Origin of the sequence: Actinospica durhamensis, from assembly GCF_018139695.1 — a bacterium.
GTDB lineage: Bacteria > Actinomycetota > Actinomycetes > Streptomycetales > Catenulisporaceae > Actinospica > Actinospica durhamensis.
Genome location: NZ_JAGSOG010000073.1, coordinates 19,066 through 33,978 on the forward strand (window position 1 = coordinate 19,066; position 14,913 = coordinate 33,978).

The following is a 14,913-nucleotide window of genomic DNA, read 5'->3' on the forward strand; positions in this document are numbered from 1 at the left end:
GGGCCCGCGTGTCAGTGCTCTTGTGAATACGCCGAAGGGGCCTGCGACAGTGGTGCTGTCGCAGGCCCCTGGGCTAGGGCGGCTACTCGGTCACTTGGCGTTGAGCCCCGGCTCCAGCAAGGTCGCGGCGGTCTCCGGGACGGTGACCTTCCGGGCCCGGCGGGCGCTGGAGAGGGCGACGCCCGCGCCGAACAGGGTGACCGCGCCGATGCCGGTGAAGGCGAGGCCGAGCCCGATCACCAGGTAGGTGACCTCCCAGGCCTGGTAGGCGGAGAGCAGGGAGCCGCGCAGGGACTCGCCCATGAACGCCGTCTCGCGCTCGCCGGAGAGGGTGGCCAGGGTCGCGGCGGGGGTGGAGGTGTCGGCCGCGGCGGCCATGTAGGCGGTGGAGACCTGGCTGTAGGTCTTGCCGCCGGTGGCCTCCTTGATGTGGGTCTCGATCATGTCGGAGAAGGCCTTGGCCTGCGGTCCGGTGCTCACCTGCTGCCCGGCGTAGCCGGCCTCGGCGGCGGGCAGCCCGGCCTTGGCGCTGTCCGGGAAGCTGATCTGCTGGGCGGTGAGTTGGCTGGTGACCTGGTGCTGTCCGGAGACGCCGACGCCGATCATGACGGGTCCGGCCACGAGCAGGGCCAGGCCGGTGACGGCGGCGAGGTAGCGGACGAGGGCGCGGGCGGTGTGCAGCATGGGGATCGGTCCCTTCGGGTGGCCCGCGGTCGGGCCGGGCGGTGGTGGACTCACGACTCTTCGATCAGTGCACGAACACCATCCGCCCGGCGGCGGCGCCGCGCCCGAGGCGTGCGCCCCGCGTTCCGGCGGACCTTGGTCCCGCGCGGCCCCCGGCGGATTCGGGACCTTCGGCCCGTGCCGGGCCGGGCGGCCTGCGCCTACGGTGGAGCCATGACGCAGCCGCAGCAGCCGCCGCACCCGACGCGGCCCGAGCCGACCGGGCCCATCCGCGTGTTCCTGCTCGACGACCACGAGGTGGTCCGGCGCGGGATCAAGGACCTGCTCGAGGTCGAGGGCGAGTTCGAGGTGGTGGGCGAGGCGTCCACCGCCGCCGAGGCGCTGGCCCGGGTACCCGCGCTGAGCCCGGCCGTGGCGGTGCTGGACGTGCGCCTGCCCGACGGCGACGGCGTCTCGGTCTGCCGCGAGCTGCGTTCGCGCATGCCCGACCTCGCCTGCCTGATGCTCACCTCGTTCTCCGACGACGAGGCGCTGTTCGACGCGATCATGGCCGGGGCCTCGGGCTACCTGCTCAAGCAGGTCTCCGGCACCGACCTGGTCGGCGCGGTGCGCACGGTCGCGGCCGGCGGCTCGCTGCTCGACCCGAAGCTGACCAACGCCGTGCTGGCCCGGCTGCGCGCGGGGGACCGCAAGGACCCGCTCGCCGCCCTGACCGCGCAGGAGCGGCGCATCCTGGACCTGATCGGCGACGGGCTGACCAACCGGCAGATCGGCGAGCGGATGTTCCTGGCCGAGAAGACCGTGAAGAACTACGTCTCCTCGCTGATGGCCAAGCTCGGCGTGGAGCGGCGGGTGCAGGCCGCCGTCCTGGTCTCGGAGCTGCGCGAGTCCGCAGGACCCGGACGCGGCCGGACGGCCCGCGGGCCGAACCGCTGAGGCGCTCGACCGGTGAACCGGTGAACCGGTGAATCGGGACCAAAGGCCCTAGGCTCGCGGCGGCCCGAAGCGCAGCATCGGGGTATGAGCACTTCGGATACCAAACCCTTGGCGGAGATCGCACCGGCGCAGGCCATCGACCTGCTCGCCTCCCGCGAGGTGGGGCGGCTGGTCTACACCCGGCGCGCCCTGCCGGCCATCACCCCGGTCAACTACGCGGTGCGCGAGGGCGCGGTCTGGATCTGGACGGCCTCCACGTCCTCGCTGGCCCAGGCCGTGCGCGGGGCCGTGGTGGCCTTCGAGGTGGACGAGATCGACCGCGAGGCCCGCGACGGCTGGTCGGTGGTGGTCCTCGGCGTGGCCGAGCTGGTGGTCGCCCCGTACGAACTCGAGCAGGCGCGCGAGCTCGGCCCGGACCCGTGGGTCTCGGGCCGCCGCGAGCACCTGGTCCGGATCCCGCTGCAGGTCGTGACCGGGCGGCGGATCGGCGCCGCGGTCGCGGATCCGGCGGCGGCCCCGGCCGCGGCACGGCCGGGCCGGCTCGGCTCCGCGGCCTGGTCCGGTCTGTCCGAACCGCTCGCCCCGGCCGGTCCGTGACTGCTAGTTTGAGCCTGGACGACGAGCGGCCGTATGCCGCGGGTCGGCGTCTTCACCCTGCTGCCCCGGTCGAGCGGAGAGTCTCGGTGAGCGACCATCTCGGTGACGAGGTATCCCGCGTCCTGCCCCAACTGCGCATCGACGAGCTGATCGACGAACTGCAGAGCCGGCTCGCCTCGGTCCGCTCCTCCCGCGACCGGGTACGCCAGCTGCTCGAGGCCGTGGTCGGCATCGGCAGCGGGCTCGATCTGGAGACGGCGCTGACCCGCATCGTGGAGGCGGCCGCGACCCTGGTGGACGCGCGCTACGGCGCCCTCGGCGTGCTCGGCGGCGAACAGCGGCTGTCCCGCTTCATCACCGTGGGCCTGTCGGCCGAGGAGATCGAGGTGATCGGCGCCTATCCGACCGGGCACGGCCTGCTCGGCGAGCTGATCCGGCACCCGGTCCCGCTGCGCACCGAGGACCTCACCCGGCACTCGCGCTCCTACGGCTTCCCGCCCGGGCATCCGCCGATGCACACCTTCCTCGGCGTCCCGATCCGGGTGCGCGAGGAGGTCTTCGGCAACCTCTACATGACCGAGAAGCGCGGCGGCGTGCCGTTCGACGCGGACGACGAGGCGGTGCTCACGGCCCTGGCCGCGGCCGCGGGCGTGGCCATCGACAACGCCCGCCTGTACGACGAGGCGCGGCGGCGGCAGGGCTGGCTGGAGGCCGCCAACGAGCTCACCCGGGGCCTGCTCTCCGGCCGCCCGGTGGGCGAGGTGCTGACCGGCTTCGCCGGCCGGGTCGGCGCGATCGCGCAGGCCGATCTCACCGTCGTCGCGCTGCCCGACGCCGAGGGCGAGGATCTGCTCGTGGTCGCGGCGGAAGGCCTCGGCGAGCAGCGGCTGCGCGGGCTCGCCCTGCCGATCGACGACTCCTCGCTCGGCTTGGTCTTCCGGTCCGGCCGGATGCGGCAGGTGGCGAACGCGACGGCCGAGGCGCCGGGCGGGGTCGAGATCGCGCCGGACACCCCGCTGGGACCGGCCATCCTGGTCCCGCTCGGCGGTCCGGAGCAGGTGCGCGGGGTGCTCGCGGTCGCCCGCGCGGCCGGGGCGGCCGACTTCGCCGGGCCGGTCCCGCAGCTGGTGTCCGACCTCGCCGGGCAGGCCGCGGTCGTCCTCGAACTCGCCGACCGCCGCCGTGACAGTGAACTGCTTTCGCTCTACGCCGACCGGGACCGGATCGGGCGGGATCTGCACGACCTGGCCATCCAGCGCCTTTTCGCCACCTCGATGTCCTTGCAGGGTGCTTACAAGATCACCCAGAAACCGGCCGTGGCCAAGCGGATCGCGCAGGCGATCACCGATCTGGACGACACCATCAAGGTGATCCGCTCGACCATCTTCGCGCTGCACTCGCACGAGCTCGCCCTCAAGGACGCGCCCTCGGTGCGGGCGGAGGTACTCGAATGCTGCGAACGGGTGGCCGAGCAGCTCGGCTTCAACCCGTCCGTGCGCTTCTCCGGTCCGGTGGACACGCTGGTCTCGGAGGAGGTGGGCGAGCAGCTCGTGGCGGTGCTGCGCGAGGCCCTGTCCAACGCCGCCCGCCACGCCCGGGCCTCGAAGGTGGACGTCGCGCTCACCGTCGACGGCACCACGGCCACGCTCACCGTGGCCGACGACGGCGTCGGCATCCCGGCCGGCCGCGCCCGCCGCAGCGGCCTGGCCAACCTGGCCGACCGGGCCGCACGGCTCGGCGGCGGCTTCGCCGTGGCGCCCGGGGTGGACGGCGGCACCGTGCTCACCTGGACCGCGCCCACCGAGGAGGAGGACGAGGGCGACGGCGACGAGCGGGACGAGGACTGACGGACCCGCCGCGAGGAGACGCGACGAGACGCGAAGGGCCGCGAAGAGCCGCGAAAAGTCGCGGAGGGTCGCGGCGAGATGTGACGAATCGGACAGTTGCGCGCGGGACTGCGCCGTTTGTGTGAGGGCGGTCCGGGCGCCCGCGCGGGGACCGGATGGCGAGGCGTCGCCCCCGGCGGCCACCCCGGCGCTGTGTGGGCCATCCGGGTGAAAAGTCGGCTATATCGGGCACTTGTGGTCTTCAGTCCCTATCTGACCGGCGGGTCGGCGCCGCACAGTGGGATTACGGGACATACCGCGACTAAGGAGAAGCGCGATGTCTGAGAACCCGATAAACCAGCCGCCGCGCGGTGCGACGGCGGACGAACCCGCCACCGGCGGCGGCGTGCGCCACGCCCCCGACCCGAGGACCCACCCGGAGCTGTCCGGCCACCCCGAGATGTCCGGACGCGAGCGGTTGTCCGGACACCCCGAGATGACCGGGCGCGAGATGTCGGCGCACCCGGACGCGGCCGAGATGCGGGCCCGCTTCAACCGGGTGCTCGAGGGCCCGCGGGCCACCGCCGTGGACGGGCTGACCGTGCTCACCGGACTGTTCGCGGCGATCTCGCCGTGGGTGGTGCACTTCCAGAGCACGAACTCGATCATGACCGTCAACAACCTCGTCATCGGCCTCGCCATCGCCGCCCTCGGCGTCGGCATGGCCCTGCGCCCGATGCGCCTGCTGCAGCTCGGCTGGGTGCTCTCGCTGCTCGGCGTCTGGCTGATCGTCAGTCCCTGGGTGGCCTCGCTCAACCACAGCGCCGCGAGATCCTTGATCTGGACGAACGCCTTCACCGGCGGCATGGCCGTGGTCCTGGGCCTGGCCGCGCTGGGTGTGTTGGCCTCCGGCCGCCACACCTCGCGGGTGTGACCGTACACTCGCGAGTCTGGCCGTGGTCGTGACCGGACCGCGGCCGCGGGCTCGCGCAGCGCGGGCCTGACCGTGGAAAACCGCCGAAGGGCATTGCCATTTGGCCGTTTTCATGACTATTGTCCGACAAGGCGGATCGCCGCTCCTGGACGGTCCGCCAGGCAACCGACCGGCCTTGCGCAGTCTCACGCCGAGGGGATCTCCCAATGAACTGGGCTTCGTGGACGACTACCCGCATACTCACCGGACACGCCGGAGTGTGCACCGACGAGGCGGGGGTGCTCCGGGGGGAAGTGGACGTCCACACGACGTGGGCCGACGGACAGGCCATCGTCACCGCGCAGTTCAGCGGCTCTGCCGACTGGTACACCGTCACCGGCAGTCCGGTGCCGTGCGCGACCGAGCACGAGAGCCGGGATCTGCATCAGCGCATCGTGGACGGTGCGCGCTCGAGTGAGAAGCCGTTGACGCTGGGGCTTGTGTAGCGACGCCCTCGTGTAGCGACGCCCTCGTGTGGCGACACCGGGGCTCGTGTAGCGGCCGCGCCGCTCGCGGGCCCCGGCGCTTCGGATGCGCTCAGGTGTTCGCGCTCTTGCGGCGCAGGAACGACTGCAGCCGCCGCAGTGTCCAGGTATTGATTACATCATCGGCGGTGAGCCAGCCGCGTTGCGCGGTGCCGACGCCGTAGCGCAGATTGTCCAGGTGCGCCGTCGCGTGCGCGTCGGTGTTCACCGCGAACTTCACCCCGGCCGCACGCGCGGCCAGGACGAGTGCGTCGCCGAGGTCGAGGCGTTCGGGCGAACTGTTGATCTCCAACGCGGTACCGGTGCGGGCCGCCGCCTGGAAGACCGCTTCCCAGTCCGCGTCCACGGCGTCGCGGCGGCCCAGCATCCGCGTGCTCGGGTGGCCGATCACGTGCACGTAAGGGTTCTCACACGCCCGGATCAGCCTGCGCGTCATCGCGGCGCGCGGCTGGTCGAAGTGTGAGTGCACTGATGCCACGCACAGGTCGAACCCGGCGAGCACCTCTTCGTCCCAATCGACCGCGCCGTCCGGATCGATGTTCAGCTCGGTGCCGTGCAGCAGCCGCATCCGGCGGTGCACCCGGTCCAGCCGGCGCACCTGCTCGCGCTGCGCGAGCATCTTCTCGGTCGTCATCCGCTGCATGGACAGGTTCGGCGCGTGGTCGGTGACCGCGAGGTAGGCGTAGCCGCGCGCGGCCGCGGCCCGCACCATCTCCTCCAGCGGCGCGACCCCGTCGGTCAGGTCGGTGTGGGTGTGCAGGTCCCCGCGGATGTCGCCCTCGGTGACGAGCACGGGCAGCCGATCCTCCTGCGCCGCCTCGATCTCGCCGCGGTCCTCCCGCAGCGGCGGCGCGACCCAGGCCAGGCCGAGCCTGCGGTAGAGCTCTTCCTCGGTGCGCGACCCGATCAGCTCGTCCGTCCCGCCGTCGAAGAGCCCGTATTCGGACAGCTTCAGGCCCGCGTGCACCGCGATCGTACGAAGCCTGACGTTGTGCGCCTTCGAGCCGGTGAAGTACTGCAGCGCCGCGCCCCAGGACTCGGGCGGCACCACCCGCAGGTCCACCTGGAGCCCGGCGGTGGTGCGGATCGAGGTCTTCTTCGCGCCGCTGCCGATCACGTCGGCCACGTCCGGCATGGCCTTGAGCGCGCGCATGAGCGGCTCGGGGTTGGTGGAGGCGGCCAGCACGTCCACGTCGCCCACGGTCTCGCGGGAGCGGCGCAGCGACCCGGCGTAGGCGCAGCGGACGCAGCCGGGCACCTCGGAGAGCACGCCCACGATGCGTTCGGCCGCGGCCGTGGCCACGTCGATGTGCACCCGGCCGGCGCTGCTGCGCAGCACCTGCACGCCGTGCCGGAGGTTCTCGGCGGTCTTGGCGCCGAACCCGGGCAGGTCGTCCAGCCGGCCCGCGTCGACCGCGGCCTGCAGTTCGTCCACGGAGGTGACGCCGAGTTCCTGATACAGCACCAGCGCCCGCTTCGGGCCGAGCCCCGGGATCCGCACCAGGTGGCGCAGCCCCTCGGGCACCGCGGCCCGCTGCTTCTCCAGCGCGGGGAACGTGCCGCTACGGCAGAACTCGATGATCTTCTCCGCGATCGCCTTGCCGACGCCGGGGATCTGCTGCAGCTGCTTGGCGTCCAGCGTGGCGACCTCGACCCGGTGGCCGCCCACGGCCCGGGCGGCCTTCTCGTACGCACGGGCCTTGAACGCGTCGCCGCCGCCGATCGAGGTCAGGTCGGCCAGCTCGGTCAACGCGGCGGCCACCTCGTCGTTCGTCACGGCGCCGGTCACGGCCTCCACGCTAGGCGGGCTCGGCGGCCGCGGCCACCCCCGGCGGCTCACCGGGCCGGGGCGGGGTGGCCGACCTAGCATGGAGGGCATCGAGGCGGGCGGCGACGGCCGACCGGGCCAGCCGTATCCCGGCTCCGAGAGAGGCTGCCATGTTCCAGATCCTGTGGATCGTGATCGTCGGACTCGTCCTGGGCGTCATCGCGAAGGCCATCTTGCCGGGCAAGCAGGCGATCCCGATCTGGCTGACCATCCTGCTCGGCATCGGCGGCGCCGTCCTCGGCAACGCCGCGGCCGGCTGGATCGGGGTCCGCAACACCTCCGGCATCGACTGGATCCGCCACGTCCTGCAGGTCGGCTTCGCCGTGGCGCTGGTCGCGCTGGTGGCGCCGATGTGGGGCAAGTCAAGATCCGGGCACGGCTCGGGCCGGCCGCCGGCGAACTCCGGCTGGCGCTGACACCCGGCCGCGCCGCTCGGCCGTGCTCGGCCGCGTGCGCTCAGCCCCGCGCCAACTGCTCCGTCCGGGGGGCCTCCGGCTGCGGCTGCGGCGCCGGGAGGTGTCCGCGGTCGCGGTGCAGGACGGTGAGCGCGGGCGCGACCGCGGCGAGTGAGACCGCGGCGGTGACCCACCAGGCGCGGTGGAAGGCCGCGGTGCCGCCCGCCTCGCCCAGGATCGCCACCGTGATCGCCACGCCCAGGGCAAGGCCGGTCTGCCGCAGCATGTTGACGACGGCCGAGCCGGTCGCGTACGACGCGGCGGGCAGCGAGGCCGCGGCGCTGGACATGACGATCGGCAGGGTAAGGCCCACGCCGACGCCGGTCAGCATCATCCCGCCGAGGACTCCCGCGGCGTAGTCCGGCGTCGCCGTGGTCCCCAGCGCCCACCAGGCCACGCCCGCGGCGAAGCAGACGCTGCCCGCGGCGGAGGTCACGCCCGGGCCGAAGCGGCGCGCCAGCCGCCCGGTGACCAGGAACGACAGCAGCGGCACCATCAGCGGTCCCGGGGCGATGCCCAGGCCCGCGCGCAGCGCCGACCAGCCCCACACCTGCTGCAGGAACAACACGATCGTCAGCAGCATCGCGCCCATGCCGACCGAGAAGAACACCGCGATCACCGAGGAGCCGGTGAAGGCGGGCGAGGCGAAAAGGCTCGGGTGGATCAGCGGCGTGCGGCTGCGCATGGTGTGCGCGGCCAGCCCCGCCAGCAGGACCGCGGCCGCGGCCAGGGTGGTCACGATCGCAGGCGAGTCCCAGCCCCAGGTGCCGCCCTGCACCACGCCGAGCGTCAGCGCCCCCACGCCCGCGGTCACCAGCAGCGCGCCGACCGGGTCGGGCCGCTCGACTTCCTCGCCGGGCAGCCGGGGCAGCAGCCGGGCGCCCGCCACCAGCGCGGCCAGGCCCAGCGGCACGTTGACCAGGAACACCAGCCGCCAGTTCGCCGCCACCAGCAGGCCGCCCACCACCGGCCCGAGCGAGGCCGCCACGCCGCCGAACGCGGTCCAGGCCCGCACCGCGCCGGCCCGGCCCTGCGGGGGATAGGCGGCCAGCAGCAGGCTCAGCGAGGTGGGGGTGAGCAGCGCGGCGCCCACGGCCTGGAGCACCCGGAAGCCGATCAGCATGCCGACGTCGACCGAGGCGGCGCACCCGGCCGAGGCCAGCGTGAACAGCGCCACGCCGAGCAGGAACGCCTTGTCGCGCCGGTAGCGGTCGGCCAGCCGGCCGAAGAAGACCAGCAGCGCGGCGTAGACGATCGCGTAGGCGTTGAGCACCCAGGAGAGCCGGCCGATGCCGCCGGCGTGCAGGTCCACCGCGATCCGCGGCAGCGCCACGTTCACGATGAACATGTCCAAGGAGGCGAGCACCACGCCCGCCGAGACGATCAGCAGCACCTGCCCGGGCGTGGCCGCACGCCTCGGGGTGGTGCCCGCCCCCAGCTGACTATTGTTAACCATAGTCAGACCCTAGGAGGCTGACTACGGATTCGTCAAGCCAGCTATGATGGAGACATGGCTGAGTTGGAGACGGACCCGATCGTGCGGCTGACCGGCGCGCTCGACCCGCGCGGGGGCTGGAGCGCGTCGCGGTGCACCATCGCCAAGGCGATCGACGTGGTGGGCAACCGCTCCGCGTTCCTGATCCTGCGCGAGGCCTTCTACGGCACCACCCGCTTCGACGACTTCGCCGCGCGGGTCGGGGTGACCGAGTCGGTGGCCGCGGCCCGGCTCAAGGCCCTGGTGGACGAGGGTCTGCTGGTCAAGCGCCCGTACCGCGAGGTCGGCGAGCGCACCCGGTACGACTACCACCTGACCGAGATGGGCGCCGACTTCTTCCCGGTGCTCACCGCGCTCATGCAATGGGGGGAACGCTGGCGCGAACCGGCCGGCGTGCAGCTGCGCCACCGCGACTGCGGCGCCCCGGTCCACGCCGAGCTGCGCTGCGACCAGGGCCATCCGGTCACCGTGCGGGAGATCGACCTCGTGCCCAAGAGCGCCGCCGGGACCGCGCAGGCCGCTGCGGCGGATTCAGAGGACTGAGACCGGGTTCGCGGCGCCGAGCGCGGCGAAGCCGTCGCCCTTGTTCTCGCCGCCGTAGATGCCGTCCCCGCCGGCGGTGAGCACCTGCTCGATCAGCCGCGCGGCCCCGGCCATGCCGGCCACGGTGGGGTGGTACGGCCAGTCGCCGGGGGCGGGGTGGAAGACGTTGACCCAGGGCTCGGCCGAGCAGGCGTCGTGCCGGGCGCTGGCCGCGGCCAGGTTCACCAGCGTGGCGCCGGCGGCGCGGGCGGCGACGGCGGTGTCGGCGGCCAGGTCGAGGGCCAGGGAGCGCTCGAAGGCCTGGTGGCGCGGGCTGAGCGGGACTCCCGCGCAGGTGCCGTGGGCGGGCAGCACGGTGAAGTAGTTCACCAGCAGCACCCGGGCCCTGGGCGCGCGGACGTGGATCGCCCGCACCACGTTCTCCAGGCGCTTGGTCAGCGCCCGCAGCGTGCGGTCGATGGAGCCGACGTTCACGCTGTGGCAGTCGCGCCCGCCGCCGTCCTGGCAGGAGTAGGCGGACAGGCTGCCGAAGTAGTCGATGTCGTTGCCGCCGATGGTCACCGTCACCAGCCGGGTGGCCGAGCCGGCCGCGTCGAGCTGGGGCGGCTGGCCGTTCTGGTCGGTGCTCAGGATGTTCGCGGTGGTGGCACCGAGGCAGGAGACGTCGGTCAGCGCGGCGCCGAGCCGCTCGGCGAGGAGGTTGGCGTAGTTCTGCTGCGAGCGCCCGCACGAGGACGGGCTGCCCGGCTCGGTCGGCTCGATCCCCGGGCCCGCCGCGAAGGAACTGCCCATCGCCACGTACGAAAGCCCGCCCGCCGCCACGACCCGGCCCGTCGCGGCAGGGCTCGTCGCGGCCGTCGCGCCGGAGGAGGCCGGGGCGAAGAAGAAGGCCAGGAGCGGGACCATCAGCAGGCTGACGGACTTCAGGGCGCGCAAGACGTCTCCCCGTCGAAGGATCGGGTTCGTGCTCAGACAACGCCGTCGGTGCACCGTGCCAGCCCAGCGTGATGGCCGCCCGGAACCCATGTCAAGTGGGATATACCGCGTGCCGCGAGAGGGCTATGAGAACCCGCTGAGGGAGGGGTTCCGGGCAAACGATAGCCTTGCCCCGCAACGTGCCTCGGCGCTTCGAAGCTCCGAGGTCATGCGAGATCAGATGATTAATGAAATTCACTGAGCAAGGTATTGACCTTCCTCACGTTCGATCATAGTTTCCCTATGAGTAAAGGTTTTCCTTAAGAGGAGTGACGCATGATCGATCCACCCGCCGCGGCCGCCCCGGCCGGCCAGGGGCTCGGCCCGGTGGCGCCCACCGCCGCCGCGCGCACCCGGCTGCGCCCGGCCGCGGCCGCCGCGGTGACCGGCGGATTCTGGGCCGGGCGGCGGGCGGTGATCGCCGAGGCGAGCATCCCGCAGGGTCCGGGGCTGCTCGAGTCGGCCGGGAACCTGCACAACCTGCGGGTGGCCGCGGGCCTTGAGGCCGGGGAGTTCCGCGGCCGCTACCCCTTCGTGGACTCGGACGTCTACAAGTGGCTCGAGGCCGCCTGCTGGCAGCTGGCCGAGATCGGCCCCGGCGAGGGCGGGGCGGCCGGCCGGCAGCTCGCGGAGGACGTGGAACGCATCAGCACCCTGATCGCGGCGGCGCAGGAGCCGGACGGCTACCTCAACACCTGGTTCCAGCTCGGCCGGGGCGAGGGCCGCTTCGCCGACCTGACCTGGGGTCACGAGCTGTACTGCGCCGGGCATCTGATCCAGGCCGGCATCGCGCACCGCCGGGCCACCGGCCGAACCGTCCTGTTCGAGGCCGGGCGCCGCTTCGCCGACCTGCTCGACGCGGTGTTCGGCCCGGAGGCGAAGGACGGCATCGACGGCGTCGAGGGCCACCCGGAGATCGAGACCGCGCTGGTGGAGCTCTACCGCGAGACCGGCGAACGGCGCTACCTCACTCTCGCCGGGCACCTGGTGGACCGGCGCGGCCACGGCCTGCTCGGCGGCAGCGGGTACTTCCAGGACCGGGTCCCGGTGCGCGCGGCGCAGGACGTCGAGGGCCACGCCGTGCGCCAGCTCTACCTGCTGGCCGGGGTCGCCGACCTGGCCGCGGAGACCGGCGAACAAGAGCTGATATCAGTGGTCGAACGCGTGTGGGAGGCGATGGCCGCGGCCAAGACCCACCTGACCGGCGGGCTCGGCGCCCGGCACGAGGGCGAGTCCTTCGGCGACCCGTACGAACTGCCCACCGAGCAGGCGTACTGCGAGACCTGCGCCGCGGTCGCCTCAGTGCAGTGGAACTGGCGGATGGCGCTGCTCACCGGCCGCGCCCGGTACGCCGACCTGGCCGAACGCACGCTGTTCAACGCGCTGCTGGCCGGAGTCTCGCTGGACGGCACCCGCTGGCTGTATGTCAATCCCCTGCAGGTGCGGGACGGCTACACCGATCCGGGCGGGGACAAGACCACCCGGCGCACCCGCTGGTTCCGCTGCGCCTGCTGCCCGCCCAACGTGATGCGGCTGCTGGCCGCGCTGCCGCACTACCTGCTGTCCGCCGACGTCGAGGGCGTGCAGGTGCATCAGTACGCCACCGGACGCTTCGTGGCCGAGACCGGCGCGGGTCCGGTCGAGCTGAGCGTCGAGACCGACTATCCCTGGTCCGGCGCCGTCCGGCTGACGGTGCAGCGCGGCCCGGGGGATTGGACGCTCTCGCTGCGGCTGCCGCACTGGTGCACCGGCTACCGCCTGAGCGTGGCGGGCGAGCCGGTGCGCCCCGAGCAGCAGGACGGCTGGCTGCGGGTACGGCGCGGCTGGCGCCCGGGCGAGGAGGTCGAGCTCGTCTTCGACCTGGAGCCGCGGCTGACCGGCGCCGACCCGCGCGTCGACGCGGTGCGCGGCAGCCTCGCGATCGAGCGCGGGCCACTGGTGTACTGCGTGGAGGAGGCCGACCATCCCGGCGGCGGCCTCGACCGCCTCGTCCTCGACGACGCCGCCGCCCTGGCCGAGGAGAACCGCCCCGACCTGCTCGGCGGCGTCGTCACGGTGCGCGCAGCCGGCCGGCGCCGCGCGGGCGGGCGGTCGGCCGACTGGTGGCCCTACCAGCCGCACCTGCCCCTCCGTACGGCGCCGTCCGGCCCGGATCGGCCCGGCGAGCCGACCCGGCCGATGGAGCCGGGCGAGCCCCTGGCCCTGACCGCGGTGCCCTACTACGCCTGGGCGAACCGGGAGGACGGCGCCATGCGGGTGTGGCTGCCTACCGGCTGAGCTTGAGCGCCGAGGCCAGCTCGCGGTAGGCCGGGAGCGCGTCATCGGTGCCGATGACCTGCAGCGGGACGTGGTCGGCGCCGGCTTCCAGATGCGCGCGCACGGCGGCGGCGAGGTGGTCGGCGTCGCCGTTCGCGATGACGGCGTCGAACAGCCGGTCGCTGCCGTCCCCGCGCACCTCGTCCTCGGTGAAGCCGAGGCGTCGCAGGTTACTGACGTAGTTGTTCAGGCCCAGGTACATCCGCAGGGTGGAGGTGCCGGCGGCGCGGGCGCTTGCCGGGTCGGTGTCCAGGATCAGCTTGTGCTCCGGCGCGAGCAGCGCCTCGGGGCCGAGGATCTGCCGCGCCTGCCGGGTGTGCTCGGGCGTGACCAGGTACGGATGCGCTCCGGCGGTGCGCTCGGCGGCCAGGCGCAGCACGCGCGGGCCGAGCGCGGCCAGGACCAGGCGCTGCTTCGGCACGCCCGCCTCGTCGAGCACGTCCAGATAGGCCGTCAGCGCCTCGTACGGCCGGGCGAACTCCGCCGTCGCCTCCCGGTGTCCCGCGCCGATGCCGAGCAGGAAGCGGTCGGGGTGGCGCGCCGCGATGCGGTGGTAGGAGCGGGCCACCTCGGCCGCGGGCGACTTCCAGATGTTGACGATCCCGGTCGCCACCACCAGTGTCTCGGTCGCGTCCAGCAGTGCCTCGACGTCGGCCAGCTCGGCCGAGGGGGAGCTGCCGACCCACAGCGCCGAGTAGCCCAGCCGCTCGAGCTCCACCGCCAGCTCCGGCGTGGTCCTGCCTCCGCGCCACACGCCCACCGGGCCCAGCGCGATCCTGTTCACCGTGTCAGTCATGGTCGCTGTAACCCGCCGGGCGCCACGATCGATTCCCGGCCGGCCGCGGCTCACTCGATCGGGGTGGACCGGGCCCGCCGGCCGAGCAGACCCACCGCCTGGCCGCAGAACACGACGAGGATGCCGAGCCAGACCGACCCGCCGGGAACGCGGCCGGTCAGCGCGATGCCGGTGAGCGCCGCGGCGACCGGGGCGATGCCGGTGATCACGCCCGCGCGGTCGGGCCCGAGCGCGGCGACGGTGGAGTACCAGAGGATGAAGGCGACCGTCGTGACCAGCACGGTGAGGAACGCGGTCGCAGCCCACTGTGACGCAGTGATCCGCAGCAGCGCGCTCGGGCCCTCGGTGGCCAGGCCCAGCACGGTGAAGGCCGCCGCGCCGATCCAGATCGCGTGCAGCGAGACGCCGAGCGCGCCGTGCCGCGGCAGCACCGGCACCGCAAGCAGCGTGAAGCAGGCCTCGCACACGAGCACCACCGCCGCCCAGCCGAGCCCGATCGCGTCCGCGCGCCCGGTGCCCTCCACCAGCGCGCCGCCCACGGTCACCACGGCGGCCGCGACCAGGGTGCGGCGGCTCGGCACCCGCCGCTCGATCAGCGGCCCGACCACGCCGAGCACCACCGGCACGCAGGCCACCGCGACCGCGATGACGGCCGGCTCGGCGTGGGCCAGACCGCGCACGATCGCGACGTTGAACAGCACAAGGCCCACCGCCGCGATCCCGGCGAGCCACACCCACTCCAGCCCGCGCGGCCGCTCGAGCCGCACGCCCTGCCGCTTCGCGACGGCCAGCAGGATCAGTCCCGCCGCCGCGTAGCGCACGGCCTGCGCGGTGTAGAGCGTGTCCGGCGTCAGCGCCCGGGAGACGCCGAAACTCGCGCCGAGCAGCACCATCGCGCCCGCGCCGGTGGCCAGGGCGCGCCCGCGGTACGGCCGGGGCGGCGTCTCGGGCCGGGCGGGCCGGGCGGGCGGCGCGACCGGCCCCGCCGCGGCCGCGATCGCATA

At 73.5% G+C, this 14,913-nt stretch carries 14 protein-coding genes; 8 read left to right on the forward strand and 6 right to left on the reverse strand.

The annotated features are described in order from the left end of the window. Positions 1 to 90 precede the first annotated feature (90 nt). Positions 91 to 684, reverse strand: a complete 594-nt coding sequence (locus tag KDL01_RS16450; protein WP_212529379.1) for a hypothetical protein — start codon at positions 682 to 684, stop codon at positions 91 to 93. A gap of 213 nt (positions 685 to 897) precedes the next feature. Here KDL01_RS16450 and KDL01_RS16455 point away from each other — a divergent pair, with 213 nt between their 5' ends. The 5 genes from KDL01_RS16455 (at position 898) to KDL01_RS16475 (ending at position 5,462) form a co-directional block, all read left to right on the forward strand. Beyond that, positions 898 to 1,620 (forward strand): response regulator, encoded by a 723-nt coding sequence (locus KDL01_RS16455; RefSeq protein WP_212529380.1) that lies wholly within the window; start codon positions 898 to 900, stop codon positions 1,618 to 1,620. 84 nt (positions 1,621 to 1,704) lie between these two features. Continuing rightward, positions 1,705 to 2,217: a pyridoxamine 5'-phosphate oxidase family protein gene (locus KDL01_RS16460; RefSeq protein WP_212529381.1), complete on the forward strand. Its 513-nt coding sequence runs from the start codon at positions 1,705 to 1,707 to the stop codon at positions 2,215 to 2,217. Between the two features lie 86 nt (positions 2,218 to 2,303). Beyond that, positions 2,304 to 4,064: a GAF domain-containing sensor histidine kinase gene (locus KDL01_RS16465; RefSeq protein WP_212529382.1), complete on the forward strand. Its 1,761-nt coding sequence runs from the start codon at positions 2,304 to 2,306 to the stop codon at positions 4,062 to 4,064. Positions 4,065 to 4,380: 316 nt separating this feature from the next. Next, positions 4,381 to 4,977 (forward strand): SPW repeat protein, encoded by a 597-nt coding sequence (locus tag KDL01_RS16470; protein ID WP_246576522.1) that lies wholly within the window; start codon positions 4,381 to 4,383, stop codon positions 4,975 to 4,977. Between the two features lie 206 nt (positions 4,978 to 5,183). Then, the gene (locus KDL01_RS16475) at positions 5,184 to 5,462 is read left to right on the forward strand and encodes a hypothetical protein (protein WP_212529383.1); all 279 of its coding nucleotides are present in this window, start codon (positions 5,184 to 5,186) and stop codon (positions 5,460 to 5,462) included. A gap of 91 nt (positions 5,463 to 5,553) precedes the next feature. Here KDL01_RS16475 and polX read toward each other — a convergent pair whose 3' ends face one another. After that, positions 5,554 to 7,371: a DNA polymerase/3'-5' exonuclease PolX gene (gene polX / locus KDL01_RS16480; RefSeq protein ID WP_212529384.1), complete on the reverse strand. Its 1,818-nt coding sequence runs from the start codon at positions 7,369 to 7,371 to the stop codon at positions 5,554 to 5,556. Positions 7,372 to 7,439: 68 nt separating this feature from the next. Between polX and KDL01_RS16485 the strand changes: the two genes are divergently transcribed. Next, on the forward strand, positions 7,440 to 7,745 hold the full coding sequence (locus KDL01_RS16485) for a GlsB/YeaQ/YmgE family stress response membrane protein (protein ID WP_212529385.1): 306 nt from the start codon (positions 7,440 to 7,442) through the stop codon (positions 7,743 to 7,745). Positions 7,746 to 7,785: 40 nt separating this feature from the next. Here KDL01_RS16485 and KDL01_RS16490 read toward each other — a convergent pair whose 3' ends face one another. Beyond that, positions 7,786 to 9,240, reverse strand: a complete 1,455-nt coding sequence (locus KDL01_RS16490) for an MFS transporter (RefSeq protein ID WP_212529386.1) — start codon at positions 9,238 to 9,240, stop codon at positions 7,786 to 7,788. A 54-nt stretch (positions 9,241 to 9,294) separates the two neighbouring features. Between KDL01_RS16490 and KDL01_RS16495 the strand changes: the two genes are divergently transcribed. Then, positions 9,295 to 9,822, forward strand: a complete 528-nt coding sequence (locus KDL01_RS16495) for a winged helix-turn-helix transcriptional regulator (protein WP_212529387.1) — start codon at positions 9,295 to 9,297, stop codon at positions 9,820 to 9,822. Here KDL01_RS16495 and KDL01_RS16500 read toward each other — a convergent pair. After that, a complete protein-coding gene (locus KDL01_RS16500) occupies positions 9,811 to 10,758 on the reverse strand; it encodes an SGNH/GDSL hydrolase family protein (protein ID WP_212529388.1) in 948 nt (315 codons plus the stop codon). The genes KDL01_RS16495 and KDL01_RS16500 overlap by 12 nt on opposite strands. 315 nt (positions 10,759 to 11,073) lie before the next feature. Here KDL01_RS16500 and KDL01_RS16505 point away from each other — a divergent pair, with 315 nt between their 5' ends. Further along, on the forward strand, positions 11,074 to 13,074 hold the full coding sequence (locus KDL01_RS16505; RefSeq protein WP_212529389.1) for a glycoside hydrolase family 127 protein: 2,001 nt from the start codon (positions 11,074 to 11,076) through the stop codon (positions 13,072 to 13,074). Here KDL01_RS16505 and KDL01_RS16510 read toward each other — a convergent pair. Together KDL01_RS16510 and KDL01_RS16515 are read right to left on the reverse strand one after the other, a co-directional pair. Next, the gene (locus tag KDL01_RS16510; protein WP_212529390.1) at positions 13,064 to 13,909 is read right to left on the reverse strand and encodes an LLM class F420-dependent oxidoreductase; all 846 of its coding nucleotides are present in this window, start codon (positions 13,907 to 13,909) and stop codon (positions 13,064 to 13,066) included. The genes KDL01_RS16505 and KDL01_RS16510 overlap by 11 nt on opposite strands. A gap of 50 nt (positions 13,910 to 13,959) precedes the next feature. Then, positions 13,960 to 14,913, reverse strand: a 954-nt coding sequence (locus tag KDL01_RS16515; protein ID WP_212529391.1) for a DMT family transporter, incomplete at its 5' end; no start/stop codon positions are given.

Bases quoted from the DNA above. Each gene is read 5' to 3' on its own strand.
- KDL01_RS16450 (WP_212529379.1), bottom strand. From the start codon at position 684: ATGCTGCACACCGCCCGCGCCCTCGTCCGCTACCTCGCCGCCGTCACC.
- KDL01_RS16455 (WP_212529380.1), top strand. From the start codon at position 898: ATGACGCAGCCGCAGCAGCCGCCGCACCCGACGCGGCCCGAGCCGACC.
- KDL01_RS16460 (WP_212529381.1), top strand. From the start codon at position 1,705: ATGAGCACTTCGGATACCAAACCCTTGGCGGAGATCGCACCGGCGCAG.
- KDL01_RS16470 (WP_246576522.1), top strand. From the start codon at position 4,381: ATGTCTGAGAACCCGATAAACCAGCCGCCGCGCGGTGCGACGGCGGAC.
- KDL01_RS16475 (WP_212529383.1), top strand. From the start codon at position 5,184: ATGAACTGGGCTTCGTGGACGACTACCCGCATACTCACCGGACACGCC.
- polX (WP_212529384.1), bottom strand. From the start codon at position 7,371: ATGCTAGGTCGGCCACCCCGCCCCGGCCCGGTGAGCCGCCGGGGGTGG.
- KDL01_RS16485 (WP_212529385.1), top strand. From the start codon at position 7,440: ATGTTCCAGATCCTGTGGATCGTGATCGTCGGACTCGTCCTGGGCGTC.
- KDL01_RS16490 (WP_212529386.1), bottom strand. From the start codon at position 9,240: ATGGTTAACAATAGTCAGCTGGGGGCGGGCACCACCCCGAGGCGTGCG.
- KDL01_RS16495 (WP_212529387.1), top strand. From the start codon at position 9,295: ATGGCTGAGTTGGAGACGGACCCGATCGTGCGGCTGACCGGCGCGCTC.
- KDL01_RS16505 (WP_212529389.1), top strand. From the start codon at position 11,074: ATGATCGATCCACCCGCCGCGGCCGCCCCGGCCGGCCAGGGGCTCGGC.
- KDL01_RS16510 (WP_212529390.1), bottom strand. From the start codon at position 13,909: ATGACTGACACGGTGAACAGGATCGCGCTGGGCCCGGTGGGCGTGTGG.